The 25266-nt window shown below is 44.0% G+C and carries 22 protein-coding genes; 12 read left to right on the top strand and 10 right to left on the bottom strand.

Annotation, left to right across the window (positions count from 1 at the left end):
• Nucleotides 1-258 precede the first annotated feature (258 nt).
• The 5 genes from ABH008_RS07510 to dksA form a co-directional block, all read right to left on the bottom strand.
• Complete coding sequence (locus ABH008_RS07510) at nucleotides 259-1329, bottom strand: alkene reductase (RefSeq protein WP_347989233.1); 1071 nt, start codon at nucleotides 1327-1329, stop codon at nucleotides 259-261.
• A 180-nt stretch (nucleotides 1330-1509) separates the two neighbouring features.
• Nucleotides 1510-2391 carry a DMT family transporter gene (locus ABH008_RS07505; RefSeq protein WP_347989232.1) on the bottom strand — a complete coding sequence of 294 codons (882 nt, stop codon included), beginning with the start codon at nucleotides 2389-2391 and terminating at the stop codon, nucleotides 1510-1512.
• 3 nt (nucleotides 2392-2394) lie between these two features.
• The gene (gene acs / locus ABH008_RS07500) at nucleotides 2395-4332 is read right to left on the bottom strand and encodes an acetate--CoA ligase (RefSeq protein WP_347989231.1); all 1938 of its coding nucleotides are present in this window, start codon (nucleotides 4330-4332) and stop codon (nucleotides 2395-2397) included.
• A gap of 32 nt (nucleotides 4333-4364) precedes the next feature.
• Nucleotides 4365-5231, bottom strand: a complete 867-nt coding sequence (gene gluQRS / locus ABH008_RS07495) for a tRNA glutamyl-Q(34) synthetase GluQRS (protein ID WP_347989959.1) — start codon at nucleotides 5229-5231, stop codon at nucleotides 4365-4367.
• A 26-nt stretch (nucleotides 5232-5257) separates the two neighbouring features.
• Nucleotides 5258-5680, bottom strand: coding sequence for an RNA polymerase-binding protein DksA (gene dksA, locus ABH008_RS07490; protein ID WP_347989230.1), 423 nt, complete (start codon nucleotides 5678-5680; stop codon nucleotides 5258-5260).
• Nucleotides 5681-5787: 107 nt separating this feature from the next.
• On the opposite strand from dksA, the gene ABH008_RS07485 reads away from it, so the two are divergent.
• The 11 genes from ABH008_RS07485 to ABH008_RS07435 all read left to right on the top strand — a co-directional run bounded on the left by ABH008_RS07485 (nucleotide 5788) and on the right by ABH008_RS07435 (nucleotide 18239).
• A complete protein-coding gene (locus ABH008_RS07485; protein ID WP_347989229.1) occupies nucleotides 5788-6951 on the top strand; it encodes a pyridoxal phosphate-dependent aminotransferase in 1164 nt (387 codons plus the stop codon).
• Entirely contained in the window at nucleotides 6942-7265 is a 324-nt protein-coding gene (locus ABH008_RS07480) for a rhodanese-like domain-containing protein (protein ID WP_347989228.1), read from the top strand. Before ABH008_RS07485 ends, ABH008_RS07480 begins: the two co-directional genes overlap by 10 nt.
• Nucleotides 7266-7283: 18 nt before the next feature.
• A complete protein-coding gene (locus tag ABH008_RS07475; protein ID WP_347989227.1) occupies nucleotides 7284-8018 on the top strand; it encodes a DUF3581 domain-containing protein in 735 nt (244 codons plus the stop codon).
• A gap of 448 nt (nucleotides 8019-8466) precedes the next feature.
• Entirely contained in the window at nucleotides 8467-9636 is a 1170-nt protein-coding gene (locus ABH008_RS07470) for an EAL domain-containing protein (protein WP_347989226.1), read from the top strand.
• Between the two features lie 500 nt (nucleotides 9637-10136).
• Entirely contained in the window at nucleotides 10137-10613 is a 477-nt protein-coding gene (locus ABH008_RS07465) for a formate dehydrogenase subunit gamma (RefSeq protein ID WP_347989958.1), read from the top strand.
• Nucleotides 10613-12157, top strand: coding sequence for an NADH-quinone oxidoreductase subunit NuoF (locus ABH008_RS07460; RefSeq protein WP_347989225.1), 1545 nt, complete (start codon nucleotides 10613-10615; stop codon nucleotides 12155-12157). Before ABH008_RS07465 ends, ABH008_RS07460 begins: the two co-directional genes overlap by 1 nt.
• A 21-nt stretch (nucleotides 12158-12178) precedes the next feature.
• Nucleotides 12179-15037 carry a formate dehydrogenase subunit alpha gene (fdhF, locus tag ABH008_RS07455; RefSeq protein ID WP_347989224.1) on the top strand — a complete coding sequence of 953 codons (2859 nt, stop codon included), beginning with the start codon at nucleotides 12179-12181 and terminating at the stop codon, nucleotides 15035-15037.
• A gap of 8 nt (nucleotides 15038-15045) precedes the next feature.
• Nucleotides 15046-15882 carry a formate dehydrogenase accessory sulfurtransferase FdhD gene (gene fdhD, locus ABH008_RS07450; protein ID WP_347989223.1) on the top strand — a complete coding sequence of 279 codons (837 nt, stop codon included), beginning with the start codon at nucleotides 15046-15048 and terminating at the stop codon, nucleotides 15880-15882.
• Between the two features lie 3 nt (nucleotides 15883-15885).
• Nucleotides 15886-16101, top strand: coding sequence for a formate dehydrogenase subunit delta (locus ABH008_RS07445; RefSeq protein ID WP_347989222.1), 216 nt, complete (start codon nucleotides 15886-15888; stop codon nucleotides 16099-16101).
• A 420-nt stretch (nucleotides 16102-16521) separates the two neighbouring features.
• Nucleotides 16522-17379, top strand: coding sequence for a formyltransferase family protein (locus ABH008_RS07440; RefSeq protein WP_347989221.1), 858 nt, complete (start codon nucleotides 16522-16524; stop codon nucleotides 17377-17379).
• A 62-nt stretch (nucleotides 17380-17441) separates the two neighbouring features.
• Complete coding sequence (locus ABH008_RS07435; protein ID WP_347989220.1) at nucleotides 17442-18239, top strand: transglutaminase family protein; 798 nt, start codon at nucleotides 17442-17444, stop codon at nucleotides 18237-18239.
• A gap of 209 nt (nucleotides 18240-18448) precedes the next feature.
• On the opposite strand, the gene ABH008_RS07430 is transcribed toward ABH008_RS07435, so the two are convergent.
• The 5 genes from ABH008_RS07430 to ABH008_RS07410 form a co-directional block, all read right to left on the bottom strand.
• Nucleotides 18449-19213, bottom strand: a complete 765-nt coding sequence (locus ABH008_RS07430; RefSeq protein ID WP_347989219.1) for an inositol monophosphatase family protein — start codon at nucleotides 19211-19213, stop codon at nucleotides 18449-18451.
• A 155-nt stretch (nucleotides 19214-19368) separates the two neighbouring features.
• The gene (locus ABH008_RS07425) at nucleotides 19369-20646 is read right to left on the bottom strand and encodes an ammonium transporter (protein WP_347989218.1); all 1278 of its coding nucleotides are present in this window, start codon (nucleotides 20644-20646) and stop codon (nucleotides 19369-19371) included.
• 132 nt (nucleotides 20647-20778) lie between these two features.
• Entirely contained in the window at nucleotides 20779-21117 is a 339-nt protein-coding gene (locus ABH008_RS07420) for a P-II family nitrogen regulator (RefSeq protein ID WP_347989217.1), read from the bottom strand.
• 149 nt (nucleotides 21118-21266) lie between these two features.
• Entirely contained in the window at nucleotides 21267-22628 is a 1362-nt protein-coding gene (locus ABH008_RS07415) for an ammonium transporter (RefSeq protein ID WP_347989957.1), read from the bottom strand.
• A gap of 45 nt (nucleotides 22629-22673) precedes the next feature.
• Entirely contained in the window at nucleotides 22674-23012 is a 339-nt protein-coding gene (locus ABH008_RS07410; RefSeq protein ID WP_347989216.1) for a P-II family nitrogen regulator, read from the bottom strand.
• Between the two features lie 695 nt (nucleotides 23013-23707).
• Here ABH008_RS07410 and ABH008_RS07405 point away from each other — a divergent pair.
• Nucleotides 23708-25123 (top strand): porin, encoded by a 1416-nt coding sequence (locus tag ABH008_RS07405; RefSeq protein ID WP_347989215.1) that lies wholly within the window; start codon nucleotides 23708-23710, stop codon nucleotides 25121-25123.
• Nucleotides 25124-25266 lie beyond the last annotated feature (143 nt).

The following is a 25266-nucleotide window of genomic DNA, read 5'->3' as shown; positions in this document are numbered from 1 at the left end:
TGCTTCACCAAACATGATTATATAACACACAGAATTAGTTGCCTAGTTTCTTAATCTAATCCATAAACCTAGAAAAAACTTAAAATTAAAACAATACCTTAAACATTGCGTAAGAATTATAGATGCTAGCGCATAAATACCCTACCAACCACTATTAGTAATTAGAAACACGTCAAATCGCACATTGGATTCATGTGTAGAACGAACTGACCACAAATAGAATGTGCGATGAAATCGTATTAATTTTGTGTAAACTGTTTACGGCATCAACACAGGATAATCCGTATACCCCTCAGCCCCCGGCGAATAATATTTGGCCGGATCAGGCTGATTCAACGCCGCCCCTGCCTTGATACGGGCAGGCAAATCAGGATTGGCCAGAAAGCTGTTACCGAAAGCCACTGCATCCACTTTACCATCGGCTATGGCTTGTTCTGCCTCTTCTGGACTATAACCCATATTGGCAACCAACACACCATGGTAATGTGCTCGTATGGGTGTCATTACATCGCCAGTTTGCATGCTAAAAAAGTCGCCGCGCATGACATGCAGATAAGCCAGATTAAACGCATTTAAGCGCTCTGCCAACCAAGTGGACAATGCGACTGGGTCGCTATCTATCATGAAGTTATAGCTATTTAATGGCGAAATACGCACACCCACTTTATCAGCACCCCACACTTCGCTGACTGCGGTGATCACTTCCAACAGCAAGCGCGCCCGATTTTCGATGCTGCCACCATAAGGGCCATTGCGTGTATTAGCACCGTCGCGTAAAAATTCATCTAGTAGATAACCGTTGGCACCATGAACTTCCACACCATCAAAACCCGCAGCTTTTGCATTTATTGCTGCTTGTTTAAAACCTGCTACGATGCCGGGCAATTCTTCATCTGCCAGTTCGCGCGGGACCACATAAGGTTTTTTACCCTCTGGGGTATGCACTTCATCATTTTCAATTCTCAAAGCACTAGGGGCGACAGGTTGCGCACCGTTATTCAGCAAAGGATGACAAGCACGACCACCGTGCCAGATTTGCAGAAAAATTTTACCGCCTGCTGCATGTACTGCATCGGTAGTTAGCCGCCAGCCTTCTATTTGTACCTCAGAGTAGATACCCGGCACCATCCAGAATGACGAGTTGCCTTGCATAGCCATAGTGGCCTCAGCAATGATTAATCCAGCACTAGCACGTTGTGCATAATATTCGGCCATTAACGGGGTGGGATTATGTTCGGCATCTGCACGGCAACGGGTTAGCGGTGCCATAAAAATTCGATTTGGAACAGTCAATGCCCCTAGTTTTAGCGGGCTAAATAATGTAGACATAAATTTTTACTCCAGATGTGGTTACGTGGTAATTAGGTTTTATGATTAAATGCAGCTAGAAGCGTAATATCTTTTAACTATCATAAAGTTACAAGAAGTACCGAATGCTCGTGAGGCGCATCCAATACACTTATGCAAATTGAGTCAGTTTACTGCACTAATATGAATAATTTATGTACTCTATATGGTTTTTTGCCGCCGTTCTGCCAATTGATTCAACAGCAGTGCAGTCAAAATTAATCCAGTTCCCAAGGCTACTTTCAAACTGAGTGGTTCGTGATTAATGGTATGACCCAACAACAAGGATAATAAAGGCGTCATCAGGCTTAACATGGCAACCTGAGTGGCAGGTAAATGTTTTAGGATGTAGTAGTACCAGGTAAAACCTAGCGTAGTGGCAATAATACCCAGATATAAAATGGCATACAGGGTTTTATCAGAAGGGATAACGGCGGGCAGTTGCGCATCGGTCAGCACATACCAGGTTAAGACATACATGGGTAGAGAATAGAATAATCCGCCTGTTAATAGTTGTAATGGACTTAAGCCTGCATTGATACGCTTTACCCAAACCGCACTACCACCTTGCAGGAAAGTAGCCAGCAAAACGCCCAGCATACCCAACAAAGCCTGTTGGCTTAAATCCAGTGCTGACATAAACATCACCACCAATCCGGCGACACCCAGCAGATATGACGACACTTTTCGCCAGCCCAGACTCGCTTCTTTCAGAAAAATTGCAGCCAGAATGGCAGTTAAAAACGGATTTAGACCAAAGATGACCGACATCCAACCAGAGGGCAAATATTGTGCCGACCAGTAAGTGACCAGCAAACCTAGATATAGATGTGCAGAAGCGGCCAAATAGGTCTGTCTGGCCTTACGATGAAACACCAGGGGCTGACGAATCAGCAACATGACCAACAACAGGCACAAACAGCCGATACTCATGCGGGCGGTAGCTCCCAGTACATAGTTTATGCCTTCGCCAGTCCATTTAATCGCCAATGGCGTAGTAGTCCAGATTAAAACTACCCCCGCATATGCCAGCTTGATTAACACAACCTATAAATGCAGGCGGTGAGCGATAATCTCCTCAACCACACCGGGATCAGCCAATGTGGAAATATCACCCAGATTTTCAAATTCATTCGCAGCAATTTTGCGTAAAATACGTCGCATGATTTTACCGGAACGGGTTTTAGGTAAACCCGGAGCCCATTGGATAATATCGGGTAAGGCAATGGCACTCACTTCTTCTTTCACCAAGTTTGCCAAGGCTTTTTTAAGCACATCACTACCTTCAACCCCCACATTCAAGGTCACATAAGCATAGATGCCCTGCCCTTTGATTGGATGTGGAAAACCTACCACCGCAGCTTCTGCAACCAGCTCATGCATGACAAGGGCGCTTTCAATTTCAGCAGTGCCTAAACGGTGACCGGATACGTTTAATACATCATCAATACGCCCAGTAATCCAGTAATAGCCATCGGCGTCGCGACGCGCTCCATCTCCAGCCAAGTAATAGCCGGGAAATCTGGCAAAATAGGTATCGACAAAGCGCGCGTGGTCCCCATAAACGGTTCTGGCTTGCCCTGGCCAGGGCGCGCACATTACCAGTATGCCTTCGGCTTCTCCTTCCAACACCTGACCATCTGCATCTAATATCGCTGGTTGTACACCAAAGAACGGCAGTGTGGCAGAGCCTGGTTTTAAGTCAGTAGCACCGGGTAATGGTGTAATCAAAATACCGCCGGTTTCGGTTTGCCACCAAGTATCGACAATTGGGCAGCGGGCTTCGCCCACCACATGGTAATACCATTCCCATGCCTCTGGATTAATGGGTTCGCCTACACTACCTAAAATACGTAAAGAACTGCGACTGGTACGGGTTACAAAATCATCACCTTGCGCCATTAAGGCGCGGATGGCGGTAGGGGCCGTATAAAAAATATTGACTTGATGCTTGTCTATCACTTGCCAGAATCGATCGGCAGCAGGAAAAGTCGGCACCCCTTCAAACATCAGCGTGGTGGCACCATTACACAACGGACCGTATAACACATAAGAATGACCGGTTACCCAGCCTATATCAGCCGTACACCAATAAATATCACCATCTTGGTAATCAAAAATGTATTTATGCGTCATGGCGGCAAACAGTAAATATCCACCGGTAGTGTGTAACACACCTTTGGGCATACCGGTAGAACCGGAGGTGTAAAGAATAAACAGTGGATCTTCAGCATCCATCATTTCCGCAGGACATTCAGCATCTGCCTGTTGCATGGCAGTATGGTAACAAACGTCTCTTCCCTCAACCCAAGGTATGTTGTGTCCGGTATGTTTTATAACGATAACAGTGTGTAAATTAGGACATTGCTGGGCAGCTTTATCGACATTCAATTTAGAATGCACCAGTTTGCCACCACGATAACTTTCGTCAGCACAGACTAAATGCTGGCAGTCGGCATCAAGTATCCGATCACGCAACGCATCAGCGGAAAAACCGCCAAACACAATGGAATGTACCGCACCAATACGAGCACAGGCTAAGATCACCACCGCCGCTTCGCTAATCATGGGCAGATAGATACACACCCTATCGCCTTTTTTTACACCGTAGCTTTTAAGTACATTTGCAAATTTACAAACCTGAAGATGTAATTCTCTGTAGCTAATATGCTGATGATGGGCTGGATCATCGCCCTCCCAAATAATGGCAGTTTGCTCGCCACGCTCGGCCAAATGTCTGTCCAGGCAATTGACACTGACATTCAGTTTCCCGCCACTAAACCATTGTATTTCGCCTTTTGGATAGTCGTATTGCCTAACCTGCTGCCAAGGCTGTTGCCAATCCAGAAAAACCTTTGCCTGTTCTGCCCAAAACACTTCAGGTTCATTGATAGATTGTTGGTAAAGACGCTGATAGCTTTCGGCATTAATGTGCGCGGTTTTGGCAATTTCAGGTTTAACGGGATAAAGGTGATGATCTGCCATGGGCTTGTCCTTAACTATAGTTTTGAATTAAGTTACTCAATTGTGTCCTGAATTGCACTTATTTTTTTTAAATTTTGGGGTTGCCAATGTTCGACAGCCCACTCCAGTAGTTCCGCAACACTTGCTTGATCCAACTGGACGGGTGGATTTTGACCCAGTAATGCCAATAATCGCCATAAAACAGGACCAGGATTTAGAAAATTTATAGCAGTTGCATAGCTTTGCTTGCTAAGTTTTTGACCGTGGGTATCAACAATAACTGGCACATGCATGTATTCTGGATGATGATAGTTTAACAAATTTTGCAGAAACCATTGCTTAGGGGTTGAGCTCAGTAAATCAAAACCGCGTACCACATGATTAATCCGTTGAGCATGATCATCCACCACGACTGCTAATTGGTAAGCAACAATGTCATCCTTACGCTTAACGACAAAATCACCGTGCTGAATAGCTAAATTTTCAGCAATTGGGCCTTGTAATGCATCTGTAAATGCTATCAAATGCGACTGGGTTTTAACTCGTAGCGCCTGTTGGCGCGCACAAGGTGGTGCATCGCGGCAAAAACCAGGATAAACACCCGGATATTGATCAAGTATTTTACGACTGCACACACAGCCATAGATTTGTTTTTGAGCTTGTAATACGGCAAGGGCATCATCATATGCCTGAATATGTTGGCTTTGATAATAGATTTCACCATCCCAATACAAGCCAAAAGCCTCTAAACAGGCCAGTATGGCTGAAACAGCTCCTGGCCTGTTGCGTGGTGTATCCAGATCATCAATGCGTAGCAGCCAGTAACCGTTATGCCAACGGGCATCCAGATAGCTGGCTAGCGCAGTATACAACGACCCTAGATGCAGCGGACCGGTAGGCGATGGAGCAAACCGACCGATATAGGGTAAGACGCAATCAGTCAGGATTAGCCCAATTGTTTTTCCCTGATTTCATCCAGGGTTTTACAGTCTATGCATAAGGTTGCAGTAGGACGCGCTTCTAAACGACGAATACCAATTTCAATACCACAGGTTTCGCAATAACCGTAATCGCCAGATTCAATGTCTCTAAGCGATTCATCAATTTTCTTGATCAGTCTACGTTCACGATCACGGGTACGCAATTCCAGGCTAAACTCAGACTCCTGCGTGGCTCTGTCATTTGGATCTGGAAAGTTAGCGGCTTCATCTTGCATGTGATGCACCGTACGATCCACTTCCTGCATTAATTCAGATTTCCATTTATTGAGTATGTTTATGAAGTGCTGTAATTGCGCTTCATTCATGTATTCTTCACCTTCCTTTTCGACGTAAGGTTTGAAGATATATTCTGACGTGGAACTATTCATCCCTTGACTCCTGGTCAACTTTAAAAAACGGGGCTTTTTAACAGAATGCCGAGGGACAAGCAAGAAGTTTGTTATTATGACTCGGTTTTCAATAACCACTTTCAGCTATGCATCCACATATTGCACATAGAATGCAAGGCATAACTCCCTTTTATGTCATGGAGTTACTGCAACGCGCCCAACAATTGGAACAACAGGGGCGTGATATTATTCATATGGAAATTGGTGAACCCGACTTCACCACACCCAGCGCGGTTTTGGCGGCAGGAAAAGACTGCCTGAACACGGGAGAAATTAAATATACTGCTGCGGCAGGTCTACCCACATTACGCACGGCTATTGCCAAATTTTATCAACAACAATACGCTGTCAACCTAGACCCACGCCGCGTAATCGTTACTCCGGGCGCATCTGGCGCTTTTCTACTGGCTTTTGGCATCAGCCTGAATCCAGGAAACAGTGTATTAATGGCCGACCCGTGCTACCCTTGCAACGATAATTTTGTCCGCCTTTTTGATGCAGAAACGCAATTTGTGCCAGTGGGGGCTGATACGGATTATCAACTGAATGCTGAATTAATCAACAAACATTGGCGCAAAAGCACCAAAGGTGTGTTGATTGCATCACCGTCCAATCCTACTGGCACACTGATTGGAAATGCCGGGTTGCAAACGGCTATACAACAGGTTGACACTTTGGGTGGCTGTTTTTATTCAGATGAAATCTATCATGGCCTAGTATATGGGGATCAAGCGCAAACTGCGCTGGCATATAGCGATGACGCTTTTGTTATCAATAGTTTTTCCAAATTTTTTGGCATGACAGGCTGGCGCATTGGCTGGCTAGTGGTACCAGAAGCCTTTATCAATGTTGCAGAAAAATTAGCGCAAAATATTTTTATAGCCACTCCGACACATTCTCAATATGCTGCTTTAGCAGCGTTTTCCAGCGAAAATTTGCAGGAATTGTTTAGCCGCCGTGATGAATTAAAATTACGTAGAGATTTTTTATACGAAAATTTATTGCGTTTGGGGTTTAGAATACCCTGTAAACCCGAAGGCGCTTTTTATGTGTATGCCGATTGCAGTGCTTTTACCAACGATAGCTTTCAATTTGCCAAAGATTTATTGGAAGTTGAAGGCGTGGCTGTTACACCCGGCAAAGATTTTGGCTACAATCAACCCGAAAAACATATTCGGTTTGCGTATACCGCATCTATCCCTAGAATGACAACCGCTATAACCAGATTGGAACGTTTTATATGTCGATAAACCAATGGTCACCACAACAACTACAACTTAGTTTGACCGAAAACCAACCCTTGCTACTGCTGGATGTGCGAGAGCCACATGAGTATGCTTATGCCCATATTCAAGACAGTATATTAATGCCTTTGGGTACTTTGCCACAGAGCAGCGATTCTTTACCCAAGGAACAAGCCATTGTGGTAATTTGTCATCACGGGGTACGTAGTCTGCAGGCTTGCCTATTTCTTGAGCAAGCTGGCTTTAGTCAGCTTTATAATTTACAAGGCGGAATTGATGCATGGTCTGTTACTTGCGACCCTTCTATTTTACGTTATTAAAAAATAAGAATAAAAAATATGTTTCTAAAAGAATATTACGATGTTCAGGACAACTGTGTTTGTATAACTGCCGAACAAGCCAGTATATTTGCCAAAGAAGTTGCGCATGATTTCAACCCCTTACATGACGTTGATAATAAACGCTTTTGTGTGCCTGGAGACCTGCTATTTTCGTTGGTTTTGGAAAAATACGGCCTTAGTCAAAACATGCATTTTATTTTTTCCGGTATGGTTGGTCATGCGGTTTTATTAAATTTTCCCACTACAGATGCTGAACACATTGATGTGACTGACCAGCAAGGTAAAACTTATTTACAGATAACCCGTTCTGGACAACTTACCCGTAGCCAGGCCTTGATTGAAACCCTGATTCGTGATTATGTGGCGTTTTCAGGTCAAAATTTTCCCTATGTGCTAGTGCCCTTGCTTGCCAAAGAAAATGTCATGTTCAATATTGATAGACCACTGGTTATCTATGAAAGCATGACACTTAACTTACAAACGGTTGATTTCGAACAACCTAGCCTGGAAATGCTGGATCCCACCATGGAAGTAAATGGTAAACGTGCCACGGCTTTTTTACACTTTCAAATTAAGTCGGGTACCAAGGTAGTGGGTACTGGCTTTAAAAAATTGACAGTCAGCGGGCTGCGCGATTATGAAGCTGAGCCTATGCGAGTATTTGTGGAAGAGTATTTAGCTAGAAAACAAAGTTATCTGGTGGATATAGAGGTTGCCGCGTTTAATTATTAAGCTCACTGCCAATTTGCACTGTATCAGCATACCTCCGGCTTTTAGGCTTTGGTTTACTTTCGCAGATTATCTTAAATTGATGGCACTAATCCCCTTAACACGCGACCAATAAAGGGTCTTAGAAGACGGGACCCTTTAACTGTGTATTAGAAATGCGTTAAACAGCCCACAACTCTCAACTGTAATTCATTAATATCGAAGTGTTGTACTTCACTTTTGAATCCACTCTATCTATGCGACTATCGAAAACAGGCTGTTTACGCTAAACTAGTCGGTTTGCAGAATATAGGGAACTTGCCTTCCCAAGCTAACATGCTAGCGGTAAACTGCTAATATTAAGTAAAAGTTAGAAGTATGCGTTTCAACCTGACTGGACAGACTCACTTGCCTAACTCTCCTCAGCTATTTGAGCATTTCTGTCAACCCGCCCTAAGAGAATCGAATCGGTATGGATGAAAAATTTGAATTATTCCCGTATTTCCAACCTATAGTCAGTGTTGCCAGTGGTCGCATCATCGGATATGAAGCTTTAGCTAGACAATATGATAAACAAGGCAGAGTTGTATCAGCGGGTCATTTATTTGCCTCCCCCAAACTGGACACCAAACAACGTTTAGAGCTCGATCGCAAATTACGCCGACTGGCACTGCAAAAATTTTCTGAAATTGATAACAGCACCTATTTAGCCATTAATATTTCTGCAGCCTGGATCAACAATCTCAGACAATTAAATGCCTTACCAACATTAAAGATGCTGGACGAACTGAATATAGACCGGCAACGCATTATTCTGGAAATTACTGAAGCACATGCAGACATCAATAAACTGCGTGAAATTGTCAAACGTTATCGGCAACAAGGTTTGCGAGTCGCTTTAGACGACTTTGGCTCTGGCTCATCCCAACTGGAACGGGTTCTGGCCATCCATCCTGATATCATTAAAATTGATATGCAGTTGTTTAAAAAAGCCAGCAAAGGTGGTATTGCCAGCGATATTGTGCACATGCTTACCCGACTGGGCAAACGTACCGGTTGTCAGATCATTTGTGAAGGCGTGGAATCGGACAACGAATTTTTATTTGGTCTAAATTGTGGCGCACAATTTATGCAAGGTTACCTATTCTCTCCCGCGGCAGCAGAATTTAAAGCACCTAATCTTTATGAACAACATATCGGTTCATTACGCAATAAATATTTTAGAAATACCGTCAGCAAGGTACAAAAAAATATTGAAGCTATAAATGCTATTAAATCTTTCATCTATAAACTTAAAGATACCTTACAGGCCGATTTTAACCTAAATGAGCTAGCGAAATGGAATTTCAGCGAAAGCAACATTGTACGGTTTTATCTGTGTGACAATGAGGGTAAACAAATTTCCCCCAACTTTAATTTTACCGAAAACCACTGGTTTACTGACCCGCGCAAAATTGGCTTTAACTGGTCTTGGCGACCTTATTTTTTCCAGCTAATTGCTCTGGAAAGCACAGGGGATTGCGGCCGGATTGTCACCTCAGAACGTTATCACGATTTTGATACGGACTTACTTTGCAAAACACTGTCGTTACGCCTGGATGCTCAGCGAATTTTATTGACCGATATTATTGTGGGTGACTAATAGAAACTTTTGTGTTTATTAGCAATTTTAATGGCTTTTGATCACAACCCCACAAAAGACTGGTAGGCTACAACAAACGAATAAATATCCGCAATTTTGCCTAAAAGATCTCACTAATCAAAAAATTATTTAATGAAAACGATTTTCATTTAAAATAGGATCACTCCTGTTATTTTAATTTCGAACTTAGTGCGCCTTTAGTAATCAAAACAGTAACTCTCTGATTAACCCTAGAGATTTTGCGGCATACAGCTGTTAGTTATCATTGCAAAGCGCTGTTTGTTCGTGATTAAATAACAGATTACATAGTTAAAACTCAATTGAGGCTAAGAGCAAACGGAAGTAACACCTATCGTTATTGATATAGGTAAATAACCAAGGTAATCGTTACTAAAACCCCGTTAAATAGCCTATCGTTGCACGCACATTTTTTACGTAAACGATGATTGTTTTTTTACTGAATTTACCTAAATTTTTCGTCATTTTATACAGAGCTGATGATGCACGACTATCAAGATCAAAAACCCACCGTATTGGCGATACTGGATGCCCATGTATCCATGCCCGGAAATCTGTTACCGATTCTGCACGCTATACAGGATAATCTGGGTTACATTCCTACGGAAGCTGTAGCAGATATTGCCAGTACACTGCACCTTTCAAAAGCCGAAGTACATGGCGTAATCACTTTCTACCATTATTTCCGTGAAACCCCTCCTGGTCAGCATACCATCCATATTTGTCGTGCAGAATCCTGCCAATCTATGGGTAGCAAAGCACTGGAAAATCATGCCAAACAAACATTAGGAATTGATTATCACGAAACCACTGCAGACGGCCAATTCTCTTTAGAAGCTGTCTATTGCTTGGGAAACTGTGCTTGCTCGCCATCCATCACTATCGACAATGATGTTTATGGACGCGTCAGTCCCGAAAAATTCGATCAACTATTAGCCACACACCAAGGTGCCGAATAATGACCCGCCTATTTATTTCCCGTGACTCAACTGCAATATCATTAGGTGCTGAACAGGTGGTTAATGCGGTAAAACAACAAGCTGCCGCCAAAAATCTGGATATTGAAATTGTACGTAATGGTTCTCGCGGCCTATTTTGGCTAGAGCCTTTACTGGAAGTAGAAACCCCTACCGGACGCGTGGCTTATGGACCAGTACAACCAGAAGATGTGGGCTCGCTTTTAGACAGCGGATTAGTACAAGGTAAACAACACGCTTTGTATCTGGGTAATATTGAAGAATTAGCCTATTTTAAAAATCAAAACCGCCTGACATTTGCACGTGTTGGCTTAACTGATCCGGTTAGTCTGGACGATTATTTGGCTCACGACGGTTATCGTGGCCTAAAAAATGCGTTAGTCATGCAACCAGCAGAAATCGTCAAACATGTCAGCGACTCCGGCTTACGTGGACGGGGTGGTGCTGCGTTTCCGACCGGTATTAAATGGAATACCGTGATGAATGCACCAGCCGATCAAAAATACATCGTCTGTAATGCTGACGAAGGTGATTCCGGCACATTTTCTGACCGTATGATTATGGAAGGTGATCCATTTGTGCTGATAGAAGGCATGACAATCGCCGGCTTGGCAGTGGGCGCCACCCAAGGCTATATTTATTTGCGAGTAGAATACCCCCATGCAGGTATTGCCCTTAATCAAGCCATTGAAGCCGCTAAGCAACACGGTTATTTAGGCGAAAATATTCAAAATAGCGGGAAAACCTTCCATTTGGAAGTACGGCGTGGTGCGGGTGCTTATATCTGCGGTGAAGAAACTTCGCTGCTGGAAAGCTTGGAAGGCAAACGCGGACTAGTGCGATTCAAACCCCCGCTTCCGGCCATTGTCGGTTTATTTGGTAAGCCAACCATCGTAAACAATGTCATCTCGCTGGCCTCGGTTCCTATCATACTGGACAAAGGCGGTGACTATTACCGCGATTACGGCATGGGACGATCACGCGGCACTCTGCCCTTACAACTGGCTGGCAATATCAAGCATCCCGGTTTATTTGAAGTAGCGTTCGGCATGACCTTACGTGAATTACTGTATGAATATGGTGGTGGCACAGCCAGTGGCCGACCCATTCGTGCGGTGCAGGTGGGTGGTCCACTTGGCGCTTATATGCATCCAGGACAATTTGATACTCCACTGGACTATGAAGCGTTTGCCGCCATTTCTTCGGTATTAGGCCACGGTGGACTTGTGGTACATGACGATACTGTTGATATGGCAGAAATGGCACGATATGCCATGGAATTTTGTGTTGAAGAATCTTGTGGCAAGTGCACACCTTGCCGGATTGGATCAACGCGTGGCGTGGAAGTCATCGACCGGATTGTTGCTGGCATTCAAAAAGACAAAAACACGGTGTTGTTGCGGGATTTATGCGACACCATGACTTTCGGTTCTCTGTGTGCGATGGGCGGCATGACACCTTTTCCTGTGTTAAGCGCGCTGAATCATTTTCCTGAAGATTTTGGCCTTTCCCCTGCCAAACCTTAATCAATTACCTGGAGATAGCTTATGTCAGCCAATAATGAAATAGATTACGGAACCCCCGCCAGTGCATCTCAGGAAACCGTTAGCCTGAATATCGACGGGCAAAAAATCACCGTTAAAGCTGGAACTTCGGTTATGCGAGCAGCCGCAGAAGCCGGTATCAGCATCCCCAAGTTATGCGCCACCGATCACCTGGATGCTTTCGGCTCCTGTCGTATGTGTCTGGTACAAATTGATGGCGCACGAGGCTATCCTGCTTCGTGTACCACACCAGTTGCCGAAGGCATGAAAGTCTGCACCCAGAACGAAAAACTTGCCAATATTCGCCGAGGCATAGCAGAACTGTATATCTCCGATCATCCACTCGACTGCCTGACTTGTGCAGCGAATGGCGATTGCGAATTGCAAGACACCGTGGGCGCAGTCGGTCTACGCGAAGTACGTTATGGTTATGAGGGTCATAACCACCTGGATTCAGAAAAAGATACCAGCAACCCCTATTTCAGTTTTGATCCTGCAAAATGTATTGTCTGTTCGCGCTGTGTAAGAGCGTGTGAAGAAGTGCAAGGTACTTTCGCCCTCACCTTGGATGGTCGTGGTTTTGAATCCAAAGTATCGCCAGGACAAAATCAACCATTCATGGAATCGGAATGTGTGTCTTGTGGAGCTTGTGTGCAAGCTTGTCCGACCGCCACTCTGATGGAAAAATCAGTGATTGATCATGGTCAGCCAGAACATAGCACCATTACCACTTGCGCTTATTGCGGGGTAGGCTGTTCATTCCGTGCCGAAATGAAAGGTGAACAACTGATTCGTATGGTTCCGGATAAAAACGGCTATGCAAATCATGGACACTCTTGTGTAAAAGGCCGTTTTGCCTTTGGTTACGCCACACATAAAGATCGTATTACCACTCCTATGATTCGGGAAAAAATCAGTGATCCCTGGCAAGTGGTCAGCTGGGAAGAAGCGATACTACACGCCGCGAATCGTTTGAAAGGCATTCAGGCAAAATACGGTCGTGATTCTATCGGCGGTATTACTTCATCTCGCTGCACGAATGAAGAAACCTATCTGGTACAAAAACTGATCCGCGCTGGCTTTGGTAATAATAATGTTGATACCTGCGCCAGGGTTTGTCACTCACCGACTGGCTATGGTTTAAAAACCACCTTTGGTGAATCTTCGGGCACCCAAACCTTTGACTCAGTAATGAAGTCTGATGTGATTTTTGTGATTGGAGCCAACCCAACTGATGGTCATCCAGTATTCGGCTCGTTGATGAAACGTCGTTTACGTCAAGGCGCAAAACTAATCGTAGTTGATCCACGTAGCATTGATCTGGTCAGCAATAGTCCACATATCAAAGCAGATTATCATTTGAAATTACGTCCCGGCACTAATGTTGCTGTGGTCACTGCTTTAGCACATGTCATTGTTACCGAAGGTTTGGCTGATGAGGCGTTCGCATTAGAGCGCTGTGACGTAGAGTCTTACCAAAAATGGAAAACCTTTGTATCGCTACCGCAAAATTCACCGGAAGCCATGGCAGAAATCACAGGTGTAGATCCAGAATCCATGCGTGGTGCGGCACGTTTGTTTGCTAATGCGGCAAATGGTGCAATTTATTATGGCTTGGGAGTTACCGAACACAGCCAAGGTTCAACCACCGTTATCGGTATTGCCAATCTGGCTATGGCTACCGGTAATATCGGTCGTGAGGGCGTGGGCGTCAATCCACTGCGTGGACAGAACAATGTGCAAGGCTCTTGCGACATGGGTTCTTTCCCGCATGAATTTGTTGGCTACCGTCATGTTTCCGATACCAATACTCGCCATCAATTCGAAGCGGCTTGGGGAGTACCACTTCAGTCTGAACCCGGCTTACGCATCCCTAACATGTTTGCCGCCGCCATAGATGGCAGCTTTAAAGGTTTGTATGTGCAAGGTGAAGACATCGCCCAATCAGACCCAGATATCCACCATGTGCATCATGCCTTACGGGAACTGGAATGTCTGGTTGTTCAGGATATATTCCTGAATGAAACTGCTAAATTTGCACATGTATTTTTGCCAGGTTCTTCGTTTCTGGAAAAAAATGGTACATTCACCAATGCTGAACGCCGTATTTCACCAGTCAGAAAGGTAATGACTCCGCTGGCTGGCAAAGAAGATTGGGAAGTGACACAGGATTTATCTAATGCACTAGGTTATCCAATGAACTATAGTCATCCTTCAGAAATCATGGCGGAAATAGCCCGTCTGACACCTCAATTTGCGGGTGTTACTTATGAAAAAATCACGGAAATGGGTAGTATTCAATGGCCCTGTAACGATGACGCACCTGACGGTACGCCCATCATGCATACCGAGGAATTTGTGCGTGGCAAAGGCCGCTTCCTGTTGACGGAATACATCCCAACAACAGAGCGTACCAATAGTAAATATCCTTTGATTTTGACCACGGGTAGAATTTTGTCGCAATACAATGTTGGCGCACAAACCCGTCGTACGGAAAATGTGGCTTGGCATGGTGAAGACAGACTGGAAATTCATCCGCATGATGCCGAAGTATTGGGCATTGCTGATGGCGACTGGGTTGGCGTAAAAAGCCGTGCGGGTGAAACAGTGATGCATGCCTTAATTACTGAGCGCATGCAACCAGGTGTCGTTTATACCACTTTCCACTTCCCGCATTCAGGTGCCAACGTCATTACCACTGACAACTCTGACTGGGCAACTAACTGCCCCGAATATAAAGTGACTGCTGTCCATGTTGCTAAAGTAGCGCAACCGTCAGAATGGCAAAAAGAATATCAACACTTTAGCGATAATCAGCTGTCTTTATTGGAAAACCGTATTCCAGCTGTAGAAAAGGTCTAAAACTACCTATGGACGAGTTTGGTGAGTTGGGCTGGAGCAGTTATCGAAAAGCAACTTTCGATTACTGGCGTGGCTCAACTCATAGCCAAAAAGAAGATTGTGTAGCCGAAGAAGTGCCGGTGGTATTGGTCTACAATAACCAACCCCATGTAGTGATGTTAACTACTCCGCTAAATTTGGAAGATTTTGCATTAGGTTTCAGTTTAACAGAAGGCATTATTCAACACCCTGCTGAATTGCAAACTGTCAGGGTGGTACAACGCTCAAAAGGTGTAGAAGTTAGAATAACCATACCAGAACTACGTTTTGAAAAGTTACCTGGTAAAGGCCGAAATATGACCGGACGCACTGGTTGTGGCTTATGCGGTGCCAGCACATTAGAGCAAGCCATTCGCACACCAAAACCTGTTGGCAAGGGATTATTACTTGACGCAACACACTTAAGTACAGCGATGGCTGCGATGCATAAACAACAGACTCTGAATCAGCTAACGGGTGCGGTTCATGCGGCAGGCTGGCTAGACCCCGAACGTGGGGTTATAATGGTACGTGAAGATGTGGGCCGCCATAATGCACTGGATAAATTAATCGGGGGACTCGCTAAAACACCCTGCAATTTTGAAGCGGGCTGGTTATTGGTTACCAGCCGTGCAAGTTATGAAATGGTTCAAAAAGCAGCCAGTGTCGGTATTACATTACTGGCTGCCATTTCTGCCCCCACAGCTCTGGCAATCCAGCTTGCTACAGAATGCGGATTAACTTTAGTGGGTTTTACCAGAAATGAAAATCATGTTATTTATACCCACCCGCAACGTTTACAACATTATCAAGACTCAGCTACATAAATCATGGATAACAGCAATTTAGTTAAAATGGCCAATAATATCGGCGCTTTTTTCAGATCCGAACCGGATCGGGATATGGCTATTAAAGGCGTGGAACAACATATCAGAAATTTCTGGGAACCACGCATGCATCGGCAAATTATCGAATATAGCCAAACCCACGATAACGAATTAATGGATATCGTGGCGGAAGCAATACACAATATTGCTAAATCCTAAACCGACTTTAACCAGTCATGCTATGCGTATTAGTCATTCACAAAGCAGTGACCTGCCACTAAACTGACATAAAAACAACGCCCTAATATGCTGAGAATGTCGGCATATTATAGGGTTTTGTTAAGTTTTGCCGACCTCAGATCGTAGGTTTAGGTAGGCGTAAGCCGTAACGCAACATATCTGCTTACCAATAGTGTACTGCATCGATTGTTGGGTTACGCTCTGTGGAACTAACTCAACGCCAGTTACAAGTTTTTCGTAATACTTTGATTTAAATAATACACACTTAAGCAAGTGCCATTCACATCAGCCACCTTTCTGCTTTACGCAGACAGATGTGAAGAAGCTATCAGGCTTAGTTTGAGTTTGGTAGCACATACAACAATTGGTTAGTGACCAAGGAAATACTCTAAATAATTCATGAAATTTGCCATAACTGCTACAGATCGTTTTCTTGGGGTGTTTGAAGCGTTTGTCAGCGCTGGCTGGGAACCGTTGAAACTATTTACCGTCCCCATGAGCCATCCGCTTTCCAATCAGCAGGCTGTGATTAATTTCGCCCAGCAACAACAGGCTGCAATTCAGTTATCGCGCATGAGTATCCGAGACTTGGCGGACTTGCAGAGCCAGGGTTGTGAAGCATTAATCGTCGCCAGCTATGATTGGAAAATACACGATTGGCGACCCTATTTACGCTATGCGGTCAATTTTCATTCGTCACCACTCCCAGATGGACGCGGCCCCTACCCTGCATGTCGCGCTATTTTAGAAAACCGCCCCACATGGGGGATTACTTGCCATCAAGTTTCATCAGAAATTGACCAGGGTGATATTCTGGCTTCCGAACACTTTCCGTTACAAGCGGATGAATGTCACGAAAGTATGGATTTGAAAATTCAAATGGCTGCCAAAACCTTGGCTAGCCGGGTGGCTAGAGACTTTGTGCCACTATGGGAACAAGCCCAGCCACAAGCTGCAGGTCACTATTGGCAAAAAATCAGCTTTCAAGATAGATGTATTAATTTTAATCAACCTGTCGAACAGGTTTTACGCCATATTCGCGCTTATGGCAGCACAGAAAGTATGGCGAATCTCAACAATAACTGGTTTGTGGTGAAAAGAGCAGTCGGCTGGCCGGAAGTACATCATTTCCCTCCGGGCCACGTAGTCCATGTTTTTAACAGAACACTAGTCGTAGCAGCGGTCGATGGCTATCTGGGGTTGCTGGATTGCGAACATGTTCCCGCGCATATTATTGCCACTGCCATGGCGAATTAGCTCTATTAATTGCTATTAAGTAACTACAAACCACTGATTTTAACTACAAAAGGAATATAACTGTGTGGCTCCGCACTGGATGTACTATAAACTTTGATGTTTCAGTTCCAACGCCATTTATTCTAATGCTGAGACCACGTAGTGGTGATCAGCAATGGGTAGCAAGAGAATCATACACTTTTAATCCCAGTGTGCTGCCACTCGAATATACGGATAGTTATGGCAACCTCTGCCAAAGACTGATAGCCCAACCCGGTGAATTTAGCATCCGTACCTCGGCAGATATTCTAACTGCAGATAATCTGGATGTTTGTCCAGGCGCACCTTATGTTGATGTACAACATTTGCCCGACCATGTGTTGACGTACTTGTTACCAACCCGTTATTGTGAATCGGATAGATTTATAGACCTTGGTCAACAAATCGTAAATGGAGTAAACCCAGGTTACGATCAGGTTGCCGCCATTAACGAATGGATACGCAGTAATATTCGTTTCAACCCTGATTCTATGCATTTCCAGTTGTCCGCTGTTGAAGTGAATCAACAACAAGAAGGCGTGTGCCGAGAGCTGGCGCACCTAGGCATCGCTTTATGCAGAGGCTTGTGCATTCCCGCACGCATGGTCGTGGGTTATTTATATGGCCTAAAACCCATGGATTTCCATGCTTGGTTTGAAGCCTATGTAGGTGGTCGCTGGTATAGTTTTGATCCCACCCAAGCGCAACCAGTAGGTGGCAGGGTAACCATTGCCTATGGTCGTGACGCCGCTGATGTCGCAGTTTTTACACAATTCGGCCCCGCTCTGTATCCATTGAGCATGCAGGTAACTGTAGATAAATTGGTTAACGGCCCGGAATGATTCAGCAAACCTAATTGATCATCAATCGCAAACACGCGTATAACAGGGTGCGGAACACGCATCATGGTAAATCGTTAATATTGCTTGAATCGCGTAAGATACAGTTTGTTACCTACCATCCTACGCATCCTAAATCAGAAGCAGTTAGCAAACAAGAAAGTTCACTCATCCCTAAACAGACTAAGGACGAACGAACTTTCTGATGCTTATCACATTAATGGCAATAACTCAGCCAATATCTTACCGTTAGTAGCCAAAATTTGTTTAGGAAACACACCTTCCTGACCAGTAAAATCGGTAATACTGCCGCCCGCTTCTCGCGCTATCAAAGCCCCGGCAGCCACATCATACAAATTAAGCTCCTGCTCCCAAAACGCATCAACCTGACCATCGGCTACCAAACATAAATCCAACGCGGCGGAACCGAAGCGCCGTTGCCCGGTGGTCAGTTGCGCAATACGACAAAAGCGCTGTAAATTGTTTTCTTGCAAATAAGAGCGTAAGCAGGCAAAACCAGTAGAAATCATGCTATTAGCCAATTCGGTTTCTGTTGAAACATGAATGGGGCGACCATTTTTCCAACTACCCTGGCCTGCTTCTGCCGCGTAATAGTCATCCAGGGCTGGCGCATACACCACTCCTAGCTGCAAATTACCGGCAATCTCCAACGCTACACTGATACTCCAGAAATACTGGCCTTTCGAAAACGAATGTGTACCATCAATTGGATCGACGATCCAGCGGTTAATCTGGTTGGCACTTTGTCCGCTTTCCTCACCCCAAAAACCATATTCGGGACACTGATCAGCCAACGCAGACTTCAAATATTGCTCTACAGCTACATCAGCGTCAGTGACTAAATCACGAGCACTTTTTTTATTGATGGCCAGTGTGTTTAAATCCCCGAAATAAGTCATTGCCACCTGACCGGCGGCACGTACTATTTTTTCAAGTTCATTCAGAGTAATAGGCATAGTTTTTTCTTGAATCAGCAATTATGATCATAACACTTCAAATTTCGGCAGAGGTGTCGCCAGCATGGAGCTGGCGTCAAACCTGCACGGATGTATTTACGGCGTCCTCTGAGGGAACACCCCAACGCCAAATTTAATGGGCCGAGAGTATATTATTATAAGTTGTAATATCCGGTTTCCTCATGCAGAGCAATGTCCAGACCCTGTACTTCTTCATCGGCACTCACACGTAAGCCTATAAATTTATCCAGTGCTTTTAGAATCAGGTAACTAAACAAACCACTCCAAACTACCGTAACCAGTACCCCTAGTAACTGTATTTCCACCTGTTGAAATATGGATACACCATTAAGCCCCAAACCGCCCAGACTTTCTGCAGCAAACACGCCGGTCAATACCGAGCCGATTGCTCCACCTACGCCATGTACAGGAAACACATCCAAAGTATCGTCAATTTTTAAAACGCGTTTTATGTATTGGGTGGCACAAAAGCAGGCAGCGCCCGCAATTAACCCAATAACCAAGCCCCCCAAAGGCCCAACATAACCCGATGCAGGTGTAATAGTACCTAGACCTGCCACCATACCAGTCACAATACCTAACACGCTGGGTTTGCCAAATCGCACCCACTCTATGGCCATCCATGTCAATGAACCCGCTGCGGCAGCGATATGCGTTACAGCAATGGCCAAACCCGCCGAGCCATCAGCTTTAAGAGCACTACCACCATTAAAACCAAACCATCCAAACCACAACATACCCGCTCCGGTAACGACCATGGTCATATTATGTGGAGCCATTTGCGTGGTAGGAAAACCGTTACGGGAACCCAATACCAAGGCGGAAACCAGTGCGGCAACTCCCGCATTAACATGTATGACAATACCACCAGCAAAATCCTTTACCCCAAGTTGCGCCAGCCAACCATTTCCCCAGATCCAATGACAAATAGGCATATACACGATAATCAGCCATAAACCGCTAAACCAAAGCATCGCCGAAAATTTCATGCGCTCAGCAAATGCACCAACAATTAAGGCTGGGGTAATAATGGCAAACGTCATCTGAAACATAAAAAACACAGATTCAGGAATATCACCAATCAAAGCACCGGTACCCATACCGGGCAGAAAAGCTTTACTGGCTCCGCCAATAAGATTTTGTAACTCTCCACCATCGGCAAAAATAAAACTATATACACCAGCCAACCATAACAAGGAAACCAGACATGTAATAGCAAAACATTGCATCATGACAGATAGTACGTTTTTACTTCTTACCAAACCGGCATAAAATAACGATAACCCAGGCAGGGTCATAAATAACACCAGAGCTGTAGCGGTTAATACCCACGCAGTGTTAGCCTGATTAATTTCTTGTGCTGAGCTTATTGTGGGCATTAATAACAAACCCATCATTATTATTATTTTCATACTTAAATCCATATACTGAATGTTGCGTCCATTATCTGACAGCTAAAACAACAAAATCGCCGATGCCAACGGGAACGCCGCAGGCATCGGCGATTTTAATCAATCGCTCTCGAAATGGATCGAAATAAAAGATTAAATTGCTTCTGGGCCAACCTCTCCAGTTCTAATACGTATGACTTGATCCAGATTGGTAATAAAAATTTTACCATCCCCAATTTTTCCAGTATTTGCTGCTTTAACGATAGTTTCGACGGCCTGATTAACAATGTCATCAGTTACCGCTATTTCCAACTTAACTTTAGGCAGAAAATCCACCACGTACTCAGCTCCTCTATAAAGCTCGGTATGGCCTTTTTGTCTGCCAAATCCCTTAACTTCGGTAGCAGTTACACCGGCAACGCCAATTTCTGATAGTGCTTCCCGCACATCATCCAATTTAAATGGTTTGATAATCGCTGTGATTAATTTCATGTAGTCCTCTAAATAATGATAATTGTGTCGTAGTCATCTTATAATAATAAAGAATTATTACTTAAAACGCACAACTAATGTAGTAATAAATAAAAACAGCGGGGCGTCTTCCAACGAACCCGCTGCTAATTCAGGCCTAATGAAACAGCTTATGAATGATAAGCTGATTCGCCGTGTTCGTTAAGATCGAGACCTTCACGTTCAACCATTTCTGTCACTCTCAAGCCGATAGTGATATCAATCAGTTTAAAAGCTATAAAGGAGACCACAGACGACCAGACCAGAGAAATACCCACACCCCAGACTTGACTGGTTAATTGTGCAGAAAAATTATATTCAGCTACAGCATTAGCGACATAGTCCCAAACGCCAGTACCGCCAAACGCAGGGTTGGCAACCACTGCAGTACCTAATGCGCCAAAGATACCACCTACACAGTGTACACCAAACGCATCCAGTGAATCATCATAACCCAGCAGGTTTTTCAAACTGCTGACAGACCAGAAACAAATCACACCGACAGCCAGCCCCAGAAAAATGGAGCCCATAGGGCCAGCCCATCCACAAGCAGGGGTGATGGCAACCAGACCAGCTACGGCACCAGAAGCACCACCTAACATACTCGGTTTGCCACGCGCCACCCATTCAGCAGCAACCCAAGACAAGGTGGCTGCAGCAGTTGCTAACAAGGTGTTTACGAACACTAATGTTGCCAAACCATTAGCTTCCAAATTGGATCCTACGTTAAAGCCAAACCAGCCTACCCACAATAAAGAAGCACCAATCATACTCATAGTAACGCTATGTGGCGCAAAAGACTCTTTTTTAAAGCCAATACGTTTGCCCACAACCAAGCAGCCAACTAAACCAGCAATACCGGCGTTGATATGTACAACGGTACCACCCGCAAAGTCCAATGCGCCTTTCTGAAAAATAAAACCAGCAGTGGCTGTCGCTTTCTCGGCAGCAGCAGCATCGGTATAAGCATCAGGACCAGTCCAATACCAAACCATATGCGCAATGGGCAAATAAGAAAATGTAAACCATATAATGGTAAATACCAGGATGGCAGAAAATTTAACCCGCTCAGCAAAAGCACCAATTATTAATGCAGGTGTAATCGCGGAAAAAGTTAACTGGAATGCGATATAAGCATACTCAGGGATGGCAACACCTTTACTAAAGGTTGCAGCCATTGAGTCAGGTGTTACTCCTTTTAGGAATAACTTACTTAAGCCACCATAAAACGCATTACCTTCTGTAAAGGCAATACTGTAACCATAGACAGCCCATAAAATTGAGGTTAAAGCAAAAATAACAAACACTTGCATCAAAATAGACAGCATATTTTTGGCTCTTACCATACCGCCATAAAATAAAGCCAATCCAGGAATTACCATTAATATAACCAATACTGTTGAGATCATTACCCAAGCAGTATCACCTTTATTAATAGTGGGTGCAGCTACATCTTCTGCAGAACAAACGCCGGAATAAACAGCCAATGCCATTAAAGCCGAGATAGTTAACAATCGTTTCATATGTTTCTCCTAATATTAAAGCGCTTCTTCGCCGGATTCACCGGTTCTGATTCTGACTACCTGTTCCAGATCGGTAACAAAGATTTTGCCATCACCAATCTTGCCGGTATTTGCGACTTTAACAATCGCTTCTACAGCCTGTTCAAGTAAACTATCGGCTACGGCGACTTCCACTTTTGCCTTGGGCAAAAAATCAACCACGTATTCTGCACCACGATACAGTTCGGTATGCCCTTTTTGGCGCCCGAAACCTTTTACTTCAGTAACTGTAACGCCGGACACGCCTATTTCGGATAATGCTTCCCTTACATCATCCAGCTTAAAAGGCTTAACCACCGCTGTTATTAATTTCATAATTGAATACCTCACTGCTTGAGTTAATAAAATCCCGAAATCAGTCAAGCATGATTTATGCCATGAATTAAGATAATGATTTAATTGACTAATAATTTCATTTCACTGTAAAACTTCATGCATTTGCACAAATATGGTGCATAAAAAAACATCGCGCACCACAAACAAACATTTAGACTATATCACTCACTTGAGTTACGCCTAAAAACTACCCAAATCGGGGCTTAAATTCCCGGAACGCCAAAAAAACCAAATACCGCCTAATATTGGTGCAATAAAAACAAAACCAGTCAACTTAGATGCAACACTAATTATATTCAGTCGGATACGCTAATAATTATTTTCAATGCATTGATTACTAATCATAATATTAAAAATAATTCTAACTGTAAAAAAAATTCCATTATCAATTATTTCTCAATACAATAAATGTATTGACTACTATCGATTTCAAACAATTGACTTTATGTTAAAAAAATATATTCTGTCTCTTTTGGCTGACATTTTGTCGTTTTTTTCTACTAAAACACCAATAAATCATGCATTGACTTGGTGCGCCAACACAAATATGCACCATCATGAAGCAAAACACACCCCATAAGCACATGCTATCTTATTGATTATTAATAAATTAAAGTTGGCCTGAATAATGCTTTAAGTTTTTCAGTAGTTTATACAACAAGAGGAAAATCACCATGAAACGAAAATCGGTATCATCCAAACAGCTGAACAGCGCCTGTGCTGCAGGACTGTTACTTTTCACAGCCACCTCCGCTTGCGCAGATGGCGACTGGAAAAATGCTTCCGGCCTGATGGAAGCCAGTGGTTATAATATTAATGAATTGAATTTTTTTAAAAACAATAACCTGAAAATGGGTGGTTGGCTGGAAACCAGTATCAGCGCTAATGATAATGCTCGCCACGACGGCTTTAATGGCCCAGTAACTTTTCAGGATCGCACCTCTGAATTGCAACTAAATCAGCTGAATGCTTTCTTACAAAAATCGATTACCGCCAGCGGCGATGCTTTCGATTGGGGTGGTCGTTTCGATGTTATGTTTGGTAGCGACTCTATATTCACTCAGGCATATGGCAATCCATCTTTCAACCCACACTCTGGAATACCAGCTCCACGAGGAGACTGGGATCTAAAACTAACTGGCGATAGATTTTATGGTTTAGCCTTGCCAAACGCCTATGCAGAATTCAACCTACCTATGGGTGAAGGTCTTGGCGTTAAAATCGGTCATTTTTACACACCTGTCGGCTATGAAGTAGTAACGTCACCAGACAATTTCTTCGTCACCAAACCCTATACCATGCAATATGGCGAGCCTTTCACGCACACTGGGGTATTGGGCAGTTATACATTTAATCCAAATTGGAGCGCAATTGGCGGTGCCGTTACAGGCAGCGCAACTGGTGGCTGGGATGGCAACTTTAATCGCAACATGTCAACCTGGTCATTCCTCGGTGGCGGCACTTGGACAAGCGACGACACAGGTACATCATTAAATGTAACAGCAACAGCAGGTCCCCAAGCAGATAACAATAGCAGCTTCTGGGGCTTATACAGTATCGTAGGTAAACATAATATTACTGACAAATTGCACCTTATCTTGCAACATGACCATGGTTTTGCAAATAATGTGATCACTGGCAATGGAAATATTGCTGTCAACAATGGAGCGAGTAGTAATCTTCAAAATGCCGAATGGTATGGCATAAACTCCTATTTGCTTTATGATGTAACTGACAAACTAGGCGCAGGTATTCGTGCAGAATGGTTCCGTGACAACAATGGTTTCCGAGTAAATGGTCCAGGTCGCTGCGGTGCAGGGGCAAACACATATGGCTCTGGATCTAGTGCCAGCCCCTATAACTATGCATGTAACAGCACAGCGTTTGTCGCTTATGATCTACCATCAGCAGGTGGTTACAGCCAGGGTAGTGGCTATTACGAGCTAACAGCGGGCATGACTTACAAACCTATCAAGTGGTTAAATCTGCGTCCAAACGTTCGCTTTGATTATGCAAACACACCTGCTTTTGCTGGTGGTTTTCAACATACTCAAGTCTTGTTTACGGCTGACGCGGTTGTCACCTTCTAATCTTTTCAGCTGTAAAACTACTTATTCAAGCTCCCATCGCCCCCCGGCTTTGGGAGCTTGATTTTTTGTAGCTCTTGACGGCAAAAAATGCTATTGTTAATACTGTTTTAACCCATAACCATAATAATATTTTTGTAGGAGAC

Source organism: Methylomonas sp. AM2-LC (assembly GCF_039904985.1).
Classification (GTDB): domain Bacteria; phylum Pseudomonadota; class Gammaproteobacteria; order Methylococcales; family Methylomonadaceae; genus Methylomonas.
This window is presented reverse-complemented; position numbering and strand designations above follow the sequence as displayed.

Coding starts and splice junctions, on each gene's coding strand:
- acs (WP_347989231.1), bottom strand. CDS start 4,332: ATGGCAGATCATCACCTTTATCCCGTTAAACCTGAAATTGCCAAAACC.
- ABH008_RS07470 (WP_347989226.1), top strand. CDS start 8,467: ATGGATGAAAAATTTGAATTATTCCCGTATTTCCAACCTATAGTCAGT.
- ABH008_RS07445 (WP_347989222.1), top strand. CDS start 15,886: ATGGATAACAGCAATTTAGTTAAAATGGCCAATAATATCGGCGCTTTT.
- ABH008_RS07460 (WP_347989225.1), top strand. CDS start 10,613: ATGACCCGCCTATTTATTTCCCGTGACTCAACTGCAATATCATTAGGT.
- ABH008_RS07440 (WP_347989221.1), top strand. CDS start 16,522: ATGAAATTTGCCATAACTGCTACAGATCGTTTTCTTGGGGTGTTTGAA.
- ABH008_RS07420 (WP_347989217.1), bottom strand. CDS start 21,117: ATGAAATTAATCACAGCGATTATCAAACCATTTAAATTGGATGATGTG.
- ABH008_RS07415 (WP_347989957.1), bottom strand. CDS start 22,628: ATGGCATTGGCTGTTTATTCCGGCGTTTGTTCTGCAGAAGATGTAGCT.
- ABH008_RS07405 (WP_347989215.1), top strand. CDS start 23,708: ATGAAACGAAAATCGGTATCATCCAAACAGCTGAACAGCGCCTGTGCT.
- ABH008_RS07425 (WP_347989218.1), bottom strand. CDS start 20,646: ATGAAAATAATAATAATGATGGGTTTGTTATTAATGCCCACAATAAGC.
- ABH008_RS07485 (WP_347989229.1), top strand. CDS start 5,788: ATGCATCCACATATTGCACATAGAATGCAAGGCATAACTCCCTTTTAT.
- ABH008_RS07430 (WP_347989219.1), bottom strand. CDS start 19,213: ATGCCTATTACTCTGAATGAACTTGAAAAAATAGTACGTGCCGCCGGT.
- ABH008_RS07465 (WP_347989958.1), top strand. CDS start 10,137: ATGCACGACTATCAAGATCAAAAACCCACCGTATTGGCGATACTGGAT.
- ABH008_RS07510 (WP_347989233.1), bottom strand. CDS start 1,329: ATGTCTACATTATTTAGCCCGCTAAAACTAGGGGCATTGACTGTTCCA.
- ABH008_RS07475 (WP_347989227.1), top strand. CDS start 7,284: ATGTTTCTAAAAGAATATTACGATGTTCAGGACAACTGTGTTTGTATA.
- fdhD (WP_347989223.1), top strand. CDS start 15,046: ATGGACGAGTTTGGTGAGTTGGGCTGGAGCAGTTATCGAAAAGCAACT.
- ABH008_RS07410 (WP_347989216.1), bottom strand. CDS start 23,012: ATGAAATTAATAACAGCGGTGGTTAAGCCTTTTAAGCTGGATGATGTA.
- fdhF (WP_347989224.1), top strand. CDS start 12,179: ATGTCAGCCAATAATGAAATAGATTACGGAACCCCCGCCAGTGCATCT.
- ABH008_RS07480 (WP_347989228.1), top strand. CDS start 6,942: ATGTCGATAAACCAATGGTCACCACAACAACTACAACTTAGTTTGACC.
- dksA (WP_347989230.1), bottom strand. CDS start 5,680: ATGAATAGTTCCACGTCAGAATATATCTTCAAACCTTACGTCGAAAAG.